Genomic DNA, 15,154 nt, shown 5'->3' with positions numbered 1-15,154 from the left:
GAAAAAAATGACAAATGAACAAGTAATTGAAGCCGTTAATCGGCTTACGGAAACCTACAATGAAATTAAAGCAAATCTTGCCGAAGTAAAAAGGCAAACTGCCATTTTACAACCGCTTTACAAAAACGGCCAAATAATTTGGGACGGCCGAGAAGACTTCCAGATGACAGATGAACCTCTTACTAATTTAATTGGTGTTGGAACAGGGGCTGTTTCTAAATACGGAAAATGGCAAGCTCAATATATGGTTAAATTTACAGAACATACTGTCATATCAAATTGTGAAACTCAAACGCCTACAAATTACATTGTTATAAAAGTAAAACTGCCTGAAAATAAAGACGGGGCCTTTTTTATAAAATATCCAATCGGAGATAATTGGTCTTACGGAATTATAACCGCATGGCTGTGTAATTCCGATAAAGGCATAAAAAAACTACTAGGTTCTCAAATTGCGGATAAACATACTGACTATGGAAAGAGTGTTGTATTTAATCCCAGAAATCAAGACGCATGGGACTCAAGATATTACCAATGGGTAGCTTTCAATTACAACAAAGAAGACATCATCAAAGATGATGAAGGCTATTCTTATATAGCATTGTCAAGCTCTGCTAGCACTTGGTATATCGGAGGCTGGGCGGTTGCAGAAAGAAACACGGGCTTTATGTGGGAGCCTACAAGAATCTTTGATTTAGAATTTTATAATCCTACAAGCAAAAGTACTCACAATTCACTATCGGCAGGTCTTACCCTGTCTTATTTTGCTGCGAATAAAAAACATACAAATGTAAGAATTCCCTATTCAAAGACAGGAAATTTAATAATAGGTATTTTGTGTTGGGCTGACCATTATACCCCGAATCCCAGCTTTACGGGATTCAAAACAAACGCCGAGTTTAATTTTGATAAAATTGTTTGCGGCAATTTTGCAAAAATAAAACAAAACTTACCCAATTATCAGTGGGGCTTCGTCCATGTTCCGGAAAATGAAGTCCTTCAAAACACGGTAGAGATTAACGGCCTTAAACTTTTGCAATTTAATATTGAAGTGCCGGAAAACGAAAGAGTATTTTATTTTGCCGGAATGTTCACAGAGACGGAGGTGTAAATCATGGAAGCAATCAACTACGCAAACGGCTCAAACATGACACTTCCCGCCGACGCTCAAATCGTTCAAGGCATCTCCGGCAATGCCGTTTATTTACCGGCTGGGGCAGGAACTATGCCGATTGCCGGAAACAGAAACGAGCTTACTATTTCTCTTTGGAGACAATGGGACGGAGTCGTAGACTCGGCAGCCTATAGGGGTGTTTTTTCAACAGCGAACATTGAAGCCTACTTTGACCAAGCAACAGACTTTTTAACAATCGAACTTGCAGGGGTTAAAACCGTAACCGACATTAAAGACGACCAAGATCAGACGCACTGGTGTTTTCTTTTTTCAAAAAACAGCTTTTTTAAAATCTACAAAAACGCAGAATTAAAAGCGGAACTTACCGCAGGCAATTACCCCGTAGACTTTTCCGAAGGCTTCACGCTGGGAGGAGGAAGAACGCACGCTACTTTTGACGAAGTTAGAATGTATAAGACGGTTGTAACCGAGCCCGAAATCAGGGGTTTATACCGTCTTGTAACGAAAGGCATGCAGGTGCAGCAGCTTGAAAATATCGTTACAGAAGCAACGCCTAAATATCTGGGTGTCGTCGAAACCGTCCCCGATACAAAAACAGTCATCATCACTAAAGGCGAGAAATTCGGATTTGTAGACGCAAACCCCGGCGATTGGGTTCTTTCGGGCAAAACTATAGGCGGCTGGAAGGTCGGCGTGTGCTATAAGTGGAGCGGTGCACAATGGTTAAATCTAGAGCCGGAAGTAAACTATGCAAAAGAGTATCAGTCGTGCTTAGTGCATATGTTCCAGATTGAGGAGCTTAAACAACAAACGGGGCATTTTGGGGCTTTGTTTGCACAAATGCTTGTCACTCAAGAAGCGTTTATAAAGAAGTTATCAGGTGATATTGCTTTTTTGAATAGCCTAATTGTAAAGAAATTACATATCGATACGGACAATACAACACATCAAGACTTTGAAGCATGGTTTGATGAGCTGAATGGGTTGAAGATTAGGAATAAGGGTGAGGAGATTTTTAGGGTTGATACAAATGGGAACATTTATATAAAAGGAGCCTCGGCAACATTGAATAAGTTAATAGCACCTACACTTGAACAAGACCCAATAGATACCGTCTTTGGAGAGATTTGGTTTAGAAAGGATATATAATGAATAAAGCAGAATATTTTACTACATGGACGAAACCTTTTCCACGTGATGTTAGTGCATTCGGGGAAGTATCATCAAATAATCGAACTATAACCTTTAATAAGGCGTTTTATATTTATGGAATTAAGTTTGCGGCAGAAGCTTTTTGCAAAGAAACGTGGGAACCATCTAGCAATGCTCCAACAGGGACATTTGGTACAATTAAATATCCAGATAAAACTTTAAAGGTAGATATAAAATTAACGTTATATAATGGCAAGACAGAATATACGAGCCCTATATACATTAACGTAAAAGGATACGATGGGTTTAGCGGTGGATATACTAAGAATGGAATAATAAAAACTGGATATAGAATAAAGAAGGTAGAAGTAATAGTACACGGTGAAGGAACCGAGTTTAGACAAGAAAACGGCGGTAATATAGAGGGATGGATTCCTGTTCCAGGAGGTAAGGTTTGGGGTATAATAGGTTTTTGGACTTGGGGCGTAACAACGACTACATTTGTTAATGTACAAACTTTGCATATCTATGAATATCCTTACATAGATAGCGGAATGAGAATTGCAGGAGTTAACGGAAAAGTTTATACTCCGGCTGAAACAGTTTTTCCATCCCCTCTTAGAATTTTTCATAAGAGGGTAAGAAATATAATGTTAGTTCCGTTGGGTTGTGATTATGCTTCTGTTTTTAAAATAAACACAAAAGGCGGAATACAGGCTATTACTACTTTGAGTTAAAAATAAAACCTATTCCAAAGTATGGCAAAAACTCAAAAGAAAAAAAGCCTTTAGCCCATTTTGATGTGCTGTTATTATGTAAATCTGATTTACTAGATTTTTTAATGTGTTTTGCAAAGCCAAAATTTAAGTTAGCTCCGGCATTAAGGTACACATTGTTATTGATATTATATTTATATCCCATATCAAAAAGTACACTAAGTTCTAGTTTCTGCATATACTCTTTTAGATCTGTCAAAACATAAGAGTTTTTATATTTAGAAAAAAACATACCAAAATTAAAACTTAATCCTACAGCATAATTAATATTAGATTTTTCCGATAAAATATGACGAAATCCAAGACCTGCACCTAATGATAATGGAATACCACTGTATTTCATATAATCATTTTCATTATCAGTTATATTAAAATAGGGCAACATCAAACCTACTTTTGTAAATAAACCGATATTCTGACTATTCCAGAAAGTATATGTTTTTATATTTATACCAGAGTGCCCAATATTAAAGTGTCTGCTTTCAGGACCACTATAAGAATCTATATCTTCTCCTTTAAAAAAAGAAACCCCATATTGATATTCAGCTGACAACCAAGTTTCGGCAGTATATGCCGAAATTATTATTAAAGTAAAGAATAAAATTATAAAATGTTTTTTCATATTTAACCCTAGCTCTATATCGGTAAATGATTGTTTTGCTTTAATGTGGCTCAGAAAAAGCCAGTTTTGGGTGTTTGTAATAGGCTAAAAGGCAAGTATAAAATAGTCATTTTTTTGTATAATTTGTGGGGCATAATAAGTTATAAATAATAAAAGGCTTTAATAAAAATAAGCGTTTGCACAATAAGTATCTTGTTCTTGAACAAGATACAAAAGAGCCTTTAGCTTCAAAACTTGAGATTCATATACTAAACCTTGCAAAAGCAAGACTGTTAGAGGGTTCCCAATTTAGAGATAAGAAAACAAAAAGCTTATTAAACTGGCTGAAATTTATCGAAACTGATAATCCGGAGGTGAGGAAAATGTTAGCACAAGAATCGACGATGATGAAAAAGGCAAATGATACTATTACAATAATGGAAATGAGTCCTAGAGATAAATGGCTTTATGATTCCCGTATGAAATATGAACATGATAGAGCTTCATGTATAAGCGAAGGTTATCGACAGGGAATAGTGCAGGGCGAAATAAAAGGAAGGCAAGAAGGTATCAGCCAAGGCTTTGCCGAAGGCTCTTACCAAAAAGCCATTGAAACGGCTAAACTGATGAAAGGCATGAACTATCCGATTAGCGATATTTGCACAGTATCGGGACTTTCCAAAGAAGAAATCGAGAACTTGTAAAAACGTCATACAAAGACTCCCCAAAAATTCCTTAGCGGCCTTAGCGTTCTCCGCGGTTAAATATCCCCAAAATTAACCGCAAGGTAGGCCAAGAGCACAAAGGTTAATTAGAAGCTATGTAAAAAGATTAAAAACCTCGACATTTTCCGCGGTTGCCCACATCACATAAAAAATCCCCTAAGGCCATTCAGACCTTAGGGGCAATTAATTTAGTTTTATCTTAAAAAATCTACTTCTTTTGCGCGGTTTCGATATACCCGTTCATCGATTGCTTTATCGCATAACCGAGTACGGGATTTGCAGTACCGTTGCCATACACCGTGCCGTTGTTAGTGTCCGAATTGCTATTGCCGGTTACAGAAGCCTTTATAACTCCGGAGTCAGTTGCAGTGTTAGTTTTCCATACACCGACATTGATATTGTCCTGCTGGACGCGGCTGGCAGTCGGCACAACCGAAATTTCCCACTTGCCGGTAAAGTAACCGCTGTCATCGGTACCCTCAGCAGAGCCGGATACGCCTGTTGCCGTGTCTACAAGATAGGCAAGTTTGGACCGTCCGGCAGAAGCCGAATAATAGCCGATATAAGGTACGGGTTTGCCGTTGGCACCATTTTCCGTATATGCAACATCCAAGCTGATATATGTTCCCGTTATACCGTAAGAGTCAACTGTAGACCGTTTAAATGACGTATCCGAATAGCTTGAAAGATACGCGTACTTTAAATCTGCCGCATCCGAGTCGAAGGCTGCAATGTGTATACCTCCATTTTTATCTACTGCTATTTTACAGTATTCACCCACATTCATCTTATCGAAAACATCCACAGGAACGCTCCAAGTTCCGTTACCGTTACCGCTTTGAGAAGCATGATTGGCAATTTGAGGATTCTTTTTATAGGTATACTTAAGCTTTTGGCTTGTTTCATCAAACCAGATTAAGACCGCCGTATCGTTTGCCGCATTAGACCCCTCTACAACTCCGAGCGAAAGGTAGGTACCTGGATTATTTCCGCTATCGGTGGTTGCACTGCCGTTCTTATACTTTCCTGCAACAATGCCGACATTAGCCTGATTGTATGGTGTTATCGCAGAAGCAGTTTCCTGATCTTTAAACTGACCGAAGTCAGCTTTATAATTTGAAGTCAGTGTTCCGGCTTTAAAACGTATCTGATCATTGAGACTATCGTAGTACGCAAGGTAGAGCCGGGGACTGCCTGATCCTGCCGCTGCAAGCGACGGGTGCTGAATTCTGGTTTTATCAAGAATATTACCTCCTGAACCATTCATATCGCCGATTTGTCCTATTGCTTCAAGCCGTAACGCATTATGCTGGATACCAGGCTTAACTCCATAGTTATTTGCATCGGAAAGAGATGAAGCAGGTCCCCACTTGCTGGTAAGGTATGTAAACTTTCCGGCGTGATTTGCACTGGAGTTTATGTCACGTCCTGCCACCACACCGTGTGCAGTTCCTGCCTTGTCATAGACAAAATCGACATTACCGAAGTCGTCATAGTTTTGATGCCATTTTGTATATGAATTGCCGGTTCCTTTACTCATACTGAAATAATCGGGGCCGTTTGCAAAGGCAAATCCGATAATACCGTTTGAAGGATTGATACGCATAACCGGTTCCGTTATAACACCTCGGTGAGGCTGAGCCGCCTTACTATTAAACTGCCATACATCCAGCTCTACATCGTCGGTAAGCTTATCGTTGTTTGCGATTTTTGTTCTCCTGTTGTACGGCTTATCGTTGTTGTTTTTATTGTTGATTGCGGAAATACTGTTCACTGTAGCTACAAGCTCACCGCTTTTTGCGTTAGCAGAAAGGGTCAATTTCCACACATTTACCTTACCCGTAACAGGCGTAAGATTTCCGGAGTTGACACCGCCGACCGTACAAGCAGCGCCGGCAAGATTAAACCCGTGTACGGTAATCGTTTCTTTATCTTCAACGGGATAGTGCCCCAGTGCCGTTCGCGCATATAAGTCGGGAGCATTTGTTCCGCCGAGTTTGGAAAGTCCGGTTGTAAGTCCGGTAATATACGGCACCACGTCCATGCGGTAGCGGTTTGTGAGCGCACCGTCCTTTGTCTGCGTTGTATCGGGAGCGCTGCCTATGGGAGTGTCGTATGTTGCCGCTGCATAATGCGTTGTTCCGTCAACACTCAGAGCACCCGTGGATGCAGAGGCACAGGTCGGAGTACCCTTGTTGTACGCAAGCACACGCACTTCGACGTCGGCTTTTGCAACACCGGTTATCTTTGACGTATCCCACGAGAATGTCCAGTTTACATCGTGCCCGCCTTTGCCGATCGTTTGGCCGGCTGTCGGACATTCAAATTTAAAACCGTTACTGCTCCACTTGTCCGTACCAGTCAGCGTTCCGCTTACATTGTTTGCTATCCTGTAATACGTAACGGAATCAACCTGTTTCGTTACAGTAAGCCCAGCGCTTGTAAAGACGCTTTCCATGCCCGGCACGCTTATATACAGCCCTTCGATAAAGCGGTCGTCATGTGCCGAACCACGCATAACGATTTGTCCCGACACTTTCGGATCTCCGTCCATAACGCCGGTATTGCTGCTAAAGGCTGCGGGTAACCCGCTTTCAACTTCGAGGTGTCCGTTGTCTTTACTGTTATCGTACAGACTGTTATCGCTTTCGCTATTCCAGTAGAACGGCTGTATCTTCGATGTCGGCGTAGCCGGCGTTTTACCTGCAAACTTCATTTTTACGTTTAAGGCCGCCTTTTGTCTGCCCGTTTGCCAGCCGGCTGTTGTAATTGCCGCAGCACCTTCCGTCGAATCCCAGAACGTAAATGCAAGATCCTTTGTACTTTCTGCCGGATCGCTTAATTTGAGAATATCGCCTAATTGCAGTGCTATCGTACCTTCAGCTATCGTATAGTCGGTTGTACCCGAACTTATAAACGCAGTCTTATTTACGCCTTCTCCGATTCCGGGCAGGTTATACTGATAGTAAATCGCACCGTTACCGCCGACGATTTCGGGCGTGATTTCCGTGTAGCCTCTGACAGTCATATCGGCCGTTAAATCGAGCGTTAAATCGGTTGCAAGCTCTACCGCTTTGCGGGAAGGATATTTATACTGCATTCTGCTCAAGTCGTATACCGCTTTGTCGCTCGGGGCGGTTCCTGCCCCGGTAAATCCCGTAAGCGATTTTATACCCGGTACGTTATCGCCGTTATCCGCATCATACTCAGACTTTGTTTTAGGTGCGCGGTACGCCGTAATCTTTTCACCGGCATCGATTGTTCCGTTACCGTTGTAGTCGGTTCCGAACGTAACGCCTGCAATGCGCGGACGGTTGTTGCTGACAAAGGCCGGTTTTGCGCTATCATACGCGTACGCGCTTACTTGAAGATGCGGGTCAGATTTGTCATCCGTGCTGTAACCTTGGAAAGTGGTATAATCAACGTTACCGACAACGCCCACGCTGTAGTTGCCCGCTTCGTCGAATGCTACATAGTGCAGTTCTATCGGACCGTCGGGAATATTCCTCGAGCAAATACTTGCTTCCCATGTCCATTCGGTACCGCTTTTCGAAACCGATTCGATCATGCGGTCGCCGTCATCGTTGATCAAGTGAGCGGGGGAATAATAACCGTCCGCTTCAAGGGATGACACACCGCCTTCCGCACTGAGGTGATCCACAACGAGCGCAAGCGCAACTTTTACCGTTGCACCCGGATTTGCGGCAAGTGCCGTATCGAGCGTTATGCCCGAAGCGGTTACCGATTGTATGCGGTATATGGCACCATTTACTTGCACAAGACCGCCCGTATGCACGTTTTCGTCCTTGGAAGAAAGTGTTAATAATTCGGGGGTACTGCTGTTCCACGATACGCCGCTGTATTCTTTCCAGTAGAGTCCCGAATCGTAGGAGATGTTACCACCGATAGTGAGTTTATTTTTCGGGTCGGTCTTTACGAGCATCGGATCGTAGACAAAGTTGCCGCCGATACGGCGCATAAAAAAGAATGCGAGGCGCTTAAAGCCGCTTTGTGCTTTGCCGCCAACGGCATCTTCCTTTACCTTTGAGCCGAACGTATAGAAGCTGTCGGACTGCGAAATGTCCGCTTTGATATTGTAGCCCGTTTCGGAAGGCATAAGCAATACCGGCGCTTTATTATCGTATTTTATCGTAAGGGTATACTTTGAGTTGTATTCCTGCGTTGTTGCATCATACGCTTCGATTTCGATCGGGCATTCGCCTACACCGCTCGCGGTATCAAGTTTGTATTTGAATGTCGCCGTGTTGCCCGTGTTCGTTACATTCCACAAGCCTGAGCTCGAAGATGCAGTACCGCCGGTTATAAGCGTATGTGTCGTACTGCTGTCTTTTATCGTCAGTTTTTTTATCGTGTCGGCGTCGGTTACGCTGCCGTAAATATACCACGTGTCTTTAACGCTGTAAGTAGCGCCTGAAGCGGTAGTTTGCTGCGCACTGTTAGCCGTCGAGAGATTTTCATTAGTCGATTTAACGAGCTGTATGCTTCCGAATACGGGATTGTTTTTATCGAACGTAACGTTAACGCTTTTCGGCAAACTCTTGTTATGCGAAGCGTCATATGCGTAGGCGGTAATTTTAACCTTGTTAGGAGTATCGCCGGACGGATTGAACTCCCCGTTGCCGTTTATCGGTAAGCTCCAGCTGCCGCCGGTGAGCGTAGCTACAATACCGTAGTCGGCCACCGTTTTACCGGAAGCGGGCGCACCTGTCCACGCGGCACCACCGCTTCCGCTTCCGCTCATGAGGCGTATATCATAGCCTTTGTTTTTCAAATTGGTAAGTTCTGCTGCTGTCGGAGCTCCCGCCGCTATCTGTGCATCGCCTGAAAGTATCTGCACGAATACCGCGGTCGGATTGTTATTGTCCGTAGCGTTTCCTGCAAGGCGGACGGTTCCGCCGAGTTTTGCGTTGTTCGCAGGATAGTCTATTGTTACAGACGGGCGATCGCCTTGCGGATCGTGCCATATCGGGAACTTATATTCTTTCGTATTGCCGTGTGCATCGGTTGCTTTTATCCATACATAGAGTCTGGTTATTTTCTCGTATCTAACGGCGGGCGGAATACCATCAATCTCGTTCTGCGTTGTAATGCCGAGATGAATGAGCCACTTGTTCAGCGTCCAGCTGTGCATACCCGTTGCCGCAGTATCCATGTCGTCGTCAAACATAATGTACCAGCGCGATGAAATATCCTTTACATCTTTATACGCGGTTTTGTCCGGATCAAAAGACGAAATCGTTCCATCGTGCTGTGTACCGTCCACATTACTATATTTGTACATATTATTCGAAGCGGTGTCGCTGTCGGGAGAAACCGTTTCGCTCACGGATACGGCAAACCACACCTTTGCCGTACTGTCGTCGATTTCGCCTGCCACACGCGTGGTGCCTTTTGTCGGAGATATTCCCGAACCTGTCTCGGTTGTAGGACTTGAGAATTTGACCTCCGGTGCCGTATTGTCAACCTTTGCATTACGAGAGATCGGAAACTTGTTGCCTGCCGTGTCGGTTGCAACAATGTCCAGCTGCATGGTACCGCTTCCCGTAGTACACGGAATAGCGTCGAATGTGTACAGTGTCCATCCGTCTGCCGTCGTCGAACCGGAAGTAACGTTGATATGAGTTTTACCCGTGCCGGAGGCAGCCGTCGTGTATGTGTGCTCCGGGACCTTTGTTCCGTTATCCCAAAGATTGGATACTTTAACGAATAAATTGCCTTCGTCTATACCGTTTGCATCCTTTGCCTCAAACTTGATGTAGAATTTTTCAGAGCCGCCTTTGGCAGGATCACCGGAATCGGTTTTACCGCCGAGCAACAGATCTTTCCCGTTGACTTTTTCAAAATCAGACGACCAATCCGTGCCGTTCCTGCTTATCTGCACGTTCCGCATTTCAGGTGCGTGCGTATCCACTTTAAGATAGAGCTTTGAATCCGGATGCGCTCCTTCGCCGAACGTATCCGTACCGTCAGTAAGTTTCGGAGCGTTTGTTGACGCCGTCGTCACCGAAATAAATTCGCCGGCTTTTGCATCCGTAACTTTAAACCATATCTTTGCAGGGCCGTCGGGAAGCGTTAAATTCCACGATCCGCCCGAAATCGGAATATCCGTCCAGTCTAAATCGTTGGGGCTGTTATCACCGATGAAGTATTTAAATGATTGTACCTCTCCGTCGTCGTCGGTGATGCTTCCGTAAATCGTATCGGCGCCTTTAAACCAGACGGGGTTTGTAGCCGTCATACCGGTAAGAGACAGGTTCGTAAATCTAATAACAGGCCGGTCGGCATTTTGGTCGACGGTTATGGTTCTTTCTTCAGCGCCTACGTTTCCGGCGGCGTCTTTTGCCGTAATCTTAAACGTCAGCTGTCTGCCGTTCGCCGTGCCGTCAGAATCGTAGGTACCGATGCCGCCCGCCGTCGGCACTGAGGTGTTATTCGTGTCGAGTGTAAATGTCCAAATACCGTCCGTAATCGGCGGTTCTGCATTGTATTTTGTCCATTCACTCGCACCCGATGCGGCTGTTTTAATAAGCACTTCGACTTTGTCTGCGATTTCCCTGCTGTCGAACGCGGTTCCCGAAACGGTGATCGTTTTATTTACCGTCGCGCTTGCTGACGGCGTATTGATTTTGACGGTCGGCGGTGTAATATCCTTCACCAAGGTAAAGAGCGGAAAGTCCGCCGTATTTCCCGCATTGTCCGTAAGGCGTACCGTTACGGCACCGTCCGCAAGACTCGCCTGCGGAATGGACGCCGTATATGTACCGCCGCTTTCCGTCGACGCAATGGCCGTAGACAGTACTGTATTTCCGATTTTAACGACTTCGGCGGACTTTAACCTGCTTCCTCCGGTCACATCGCTTGCCGTAAACGTAAATGTTACGCCGGTAGTAGTATTGTTTATAAGTTTTACGTCAACGGCCGCACCGCCGTCCACTCCGGTAAGCGCACAGGTATTGGGAGGCACCGTATCGATTTTTACCCTAATTACCTGTTCAGCTTTGTTTCCCGCCTTATCCAGCGCCGACACGGTAAGAGTTCCGTTCAATGAGCTGTCACATGAAAATGCAAAATTGCCGTTGCCGACATCATTCCAATTGGATGAGTTGCTCAATTTATATTGCAGTTTATCTATACCGCTTCCGCCGTCTTCGGCGAACGCTTTTACCTTCAGTGCTGTTGTGTTGTACCAGTTATCCGCCTGCGTCGGATCAATATACGGCAATTTGCCTGGCGTACCGTCAGTTTTCCATGTAGGTTCTGTCATATCGATCGTTAACTCAATCGACTGTGTATCGGAGGAAACTCCGTCTTTATTTTTTGCCGATAAAGTAAACGTCCATTTTCCGTCTTTTGTATCATCCGAAGGAATCGTAAGCTCGAATTTTACGTCGGCCGATTTTTTGTCCGAGGACGGGGTTTTTGTAATCGTCAAGTCGGAGGCGGTGTAGTCAGTCACGCCTCGCTTTGCCTTCGCAGTTATATTTGCCTGAATCGCGGCATCGGTGAGACCAAGCGAAACACCGTCGGAAACTTTTGCCGTTACCGTAAGCGTGTTGCCCGCCATCGCCTTGTTCACATACTTTCCGCCGACGTTCACGGCAGGTGAAGTGTTCACTTCCGCTTTAAAGTTTTTGATTTCCGGCACATTACCCGTTGGTTTTACGACACACACGTACGGACCGCCAATTTCGTCTTCTATCGCTATGCCGTTTATGTCTCTGCCCCATACGGCAAACCGGTAGAGCGTGTTAGGTGATAAACCGTAAGACGTTTCCGGCGCGACAGGCTTTGCCGTCATTGTATACGCCGCTTTATTCGATTGTCCTGTAATGTTCGCTATTTTAACCCATCCTGCGGGAAGGGAAGAAGGCGGTTCCGTGGATGTTGTCCAGTTGGCAGGCAACGGATGACTGCTACTATAATTGCCGTCCGTATCGGCCGGAACGGCGTAAATCGTAACCTTGTCGCCCGTATACTGTATCGGTACGTTGTCGGGTCCTGATGAAATAGTGATATTGAACGGGACTCCATCCGTACAGTAAAGGAAGCCGTTCGAATTATATGCTGACGAACCCGGGGGAGCCTTCTCATAGCCTGCCACAGAAAACGTCGGGTTCGCTTTCGGATTTATCGACAGCGTCGTCGCTTTTGTCGTGTCGGCAAGTGTCGTTTCCGTAGCGTTGTATTCGGCGGATGTTGCTCCGTTCAAAGCTGTTGTAATATCCGAAACGTGTGCGTCATATTTTGTCAACTTGCCGTTGAGAAAATCTTTGAGTTCAGCGACACTCATCGCATATTGAGCATCGTCTTTCATGAATGTAGTGCTGAAATCGTCCGTGTTAAGGTAGTAGTGCGTCGTTTCGTTCCCATTACCCGTTCCATTTGGATTGGCAGGGTCGTCGTACACACGCGCTCCGTCGGAAAGAAGCAGCGTCATATACACGAGTTCATCGTTTGCCGTACCGTTGTTTGTATAATCATTAAAATTGGTTTCACCGAATATCGTTTTATAGTTCTCAAGGAGTTTTATGTCTTCTTGTGTTGTAGGATTTTTAGAATACTTTGCAATAACGTATTTGTTGTTCTCCGCCATATGATCGATGCCTGTAAGCGTTATCTCGCCGATTTTCGAACCGTCAGCTTTTTTAAAAAAACACGCTTTCATTTCGGCGATTTTATTGCCGGTATCTTCCGCATAGTTGCCTGTTAGCGAAATCGTCCGTCCCGATTTATCAGGCGTAAAAGTAGTACCGTATGATGAAGGAGATGTCAAAATAAGAATCGGCGGCGTATTATCAATGGTAAAAGAACTTGCCGTTACATCGGAGTTTCTACCCGAAGCGTCGGTCGCATATGCGGTAACGCTGTAGTTTCCGTCAGGATAATCCCAGCCCGCATACGGACGATTCGGTACGTCTTGCTTTTCTTTGTTGAGCCTGATCGACCAAGATTTTTTATTGCCTGCCAAATCAGCATGAAACGGGCCGTATGAGGTATTCGTGCCGGTATTTCTTATACTTACCGTAACGGATGCCACGCTTGTGTCGTCGCTGCATGTTCCTGCAATGACAAAGGTATCCCTCACAACGGCATTTTTGGGAGGATAAGTAATAGCATTTGACGGAGGCGCCGTATCCACTGATGCGCCCAGTCCGACCTCGCATGAAAAGAACGACAGTATACATACCGCCGCAATAAGAGGTACTGTAATTAATAATCCGTACTTTTTTGAATATTTTGAAATTTTTGATTTTCTGCTTAAAAAATTCATATTAGTCTCCTTGTAAAGACAATTCTACCATACTGTTATCGGCAGAATTCCGTGATAAGTTTAATTAATCCGATTCGGATTAATTTTCTAAAACATCTATTTTCCGTGATATATAATATAATACAAAAAATAAAAATTCCAAATGAATTTCAATAAAAAGTTAAGATTATTATTTCAGCTTTTTCGCTTGGAATGAATCCGAAAATGTGCTATAGTATTTTTATGAAAGAAAAGAAATCGAAGGACGTCAAAAAACGTCCGCAAACGCTTTGCAAAATAGTGCTTATCTCCGTTATATTGGTACTGATTGCCGCCGCAGCCGGTATTTTCGGTGTAGTGCGATATAACGATAACAGGCGGCTGGATGTTGCGTATTACGGAATTTCCGAAAGTATTACAAACGCGATCGGCGGCGTACTTGAAAGCCCGGATAACGAAATACTGAAAAAAAACTACTCGCAGATACGGACTGTCAGGCTAACGGAAAAGGACATACGGGATATAAAACGGATCGCAAAAAAATACGATTTGCTTTTTACCTTGAACGGAAGATTTGCATCGGATGCAGCACAAAAATCCGTGCCGATTCCCGAAAGCGTGTACAATCTTTTTCCGGCATCCGTCAGGAAGGCGGGAAAAGTGAATAACACATACAAAATGCTTCCGCTGCTGCTTGACCACTATGAACTTGCCTGTTACCGCACGTATAGAAACGAAGCAGCTCTCGCTCTGCCTGAAACGTTTGCCGGCCTTGAATCATATTTGCAGACCATCAAAGCCTATGCCGATTATCCGCTCATCTGCGCCGGAAAAACGGATGCAACGCTGACAGCTTTTGTAAGCGCTATTACGGAATCGCTTGCAGGAAGCGAAGGCTATACTGACCTCATCAAAGCGGCGGCAAGTACAAACGGCTTATCCGGCCTGCTCAATGTACCGCTCGGAAACGGCATATCTTTTTCTTCCGTCCTCGGAACAATTAAGCGATGGCAGCACGAAGGGCTTATTCATCCGCACTGGTACAATGTTACGGAAAAAGATATCGAAAATTATATGGAAGAACATCGCCTCGGCGCAATTTTTATGCCCCTCTCCGAACATCGTGTAAAACCGCTCATCCTGATTAAATACTATGATGCCGTACAGTTTCCGCAAGGAAATGCAGCACGGCACGCACTCATAGCTCCCGCCATTGTAGGTATGGCATTCAAGAACAATGCATCGCAGATTTCCATGCTTGAACAACTCGCCCATACGGATGTCCAAACACTTCTCTCTCAGAATACAAAGCTTGCACCTGCGTCGAGCCGCGCGGAAGCCCATGATGTACAGGCTGATGACGTGCGGTTTTGGGCAGCATCGTGTACGGACGGACCTATACAGGAATTGGGACAGGCGGCATTTGCAACACAGGCACAAATAGCCGCCCTCGCGGAAGAAATACGCACATATATGGAAAACGCCGATTAAAAC

6 protein-coding genes and 1 pseudogene are annotated in these 15,154 nt (G+C 44.6%); 5 read left to right on the top strand and 2 right to left on the bottom strand.

What is annotated here, in order from left to right; genetic code table 11:
• Window positions 1-7 precede the first annotated feature (7 nt).
• From HGJ18_RS00390 to HGJ18_RS00380, 3 genes are read left to right on the top strand one after another with little or no spacing between them, the layout of a single operon-like run.
• Window positions 8-1,111: a hypothetical protein gene (locus HGJ18_RS00390; protein ID WP_253697059.1), complete on the top strand. Its 1,104-nt coding sequence runs from the start codon at window positions 8-10 to the stop codon at window positions 1,109-1,111.
• Window positions 1,112-1,114: 3 nt separating this feature from the next.
• On the top strand, window positions 1,115-2,284 hold the full coding sequence (locus tag HGJ18_RS00385; protein WP_253697058.1) for a LamG domain-containing protein: 1,170 nt from the start codon (window positions 1,115-1,117) through the stop codon (window positions 2,282-2,284).
• On the top strand, window positions 2,284-3,024 hold the full coding sequence (locus HGJ18_RS00380; RefSeq protein ID WP_253697057.1) for a hypothetical protein: 741 nt from the start codon (window positions 2,284-2,286) through the stop codon (window positions 3,022-3,024). The genes HGJ18_RS00385 and HGJ18_RS00380 overlap by 1 nt, the downstream gene beginning before the upstream one ends.
• On the opposite strand, the gene HGJ18_RS00375 is transcribed toward HGJ18_RS00380, so the two are convergent.
• Window positions 3,011-3,685, bottom strand: a complete 675-nt coding sequence (locus HGJ18_RS00375) for a hypothetical protein (RefSeq protein WP_253697056.1) — start codon at window positions 3,683-3,685, stop codon at window positions 3,011-3,013. The two genes, HGJ18_RS00380 and HGJ18_RS00375, sit on opposite strands and share 14 nt — an antisense overlap.
• A 152-nt stretch (window positions 3,686-3,837) precedes the next feature.
• Between HGJ18_RS00375 and HGJ18_RS00370 the strand changes: the two are divergent.
• Window positions 3,838-4,368, top strand: a pseudogene (locus HGJ18_RS00370) (PD-(D/E)XK nuclease family transposase); the annotation flags it as partial.
• A 229-nt stretch (window positions 4,369-4,597) separates the two neighbouring features.
• Here the strand turns inward: HGJ18_RS00370 and HGJ18_RS00365 are convergent.
• Window positions 4,598-13,681 carry an Ig-like domain-containing protein gene (locus HGJ18_RS00365; RefSeq protein ID WP_253697055.1) on the bottom strand — a complete coding sequence of 3,028 codons (9,084 nt, stop codon included), beginning with the start codon at window positions 13,679-13,681 and terminating at the stop codon, window positions 4,598-4,600.
• A 222-nt stretch (window positions 13,682-13,903) separates the two neighbouring features.
• Here HGJ18_RS00365 and HGJ18_RS00360 point away from each other — a divergent pair, with 222 nt between their 5' ends.
• Window positions 13,904-15,151, top strand: coding sequence for a PcfB family protein (locus tag HGJ18_RS00360; protein ID WP_253697054.1), 1,248 nt, complete (start codon window positions 13,904-13,906; stop codon window positions 15,149-15,151).
• Window positions 15,152-15,154: the final 3 nt, after the last annotated feature.

Origin of the sequence: Treponema denticola (assembly GCF_024181405.1) — a bacterium.
GTDB classification, from domain to species: domain Bacteria; phylum Spirochaetota; class Spirochaetia; order Treponematales; family Treponemataceae; genus Treponema_B; species Treponema_B denticola_D.
Note: the sequence above shows the minus strand (reverse complement) of the source record. Positions and strands in the feature narration are given on the sequence as shown.

Excerpts from the sequence above, each read along its gene's own strand:
- HGJ18_RS00390 (WP_253697059.1), top strand. The coding sequence starts at position 8 with ATGACAAATGAACAAGTAATTGAAGCCGTTAATCGGCTTACGGAAACC.
- HGJ18_RS00385 (WP_253697058.1), top strand. The coding sequence starts at position 1,115 with ATGGAAGCAATCAACTACGCAAACGGCTCAAACATGACACTTCCCGCC.
- HGJ18_RS00360 (WP_253697054.1), top strand. The coding sequence starts at position 13,904 with ATGAAAGAAAAGAAATCGAAGGACGTCAAAAAACGTCCGCAAACGCTT.
- HGJ18_RS00365 (WP_253697055.1), bottom strand. The coding sequence starts at position 13,681 with ATGAATTTTTTAAGCAGAAAATCAAAAATTTCAAAATATTCAAAAAAG.
- HGJ18_RS00380 (WP_253697057.1), top strand. The coding sequence starts at position 2,284 with ATGAATAAAGCAGAATATTTTACTACATGGACGAAACCTTTTCCACGT.
- HGJ18_RS00375 (WP_253697056.1), bottom strand. The coding sequence starts at position 3,685 with ATGAAAAAACATTTTATAATTTTATTCTTTACTTTAATAATAATTTCG.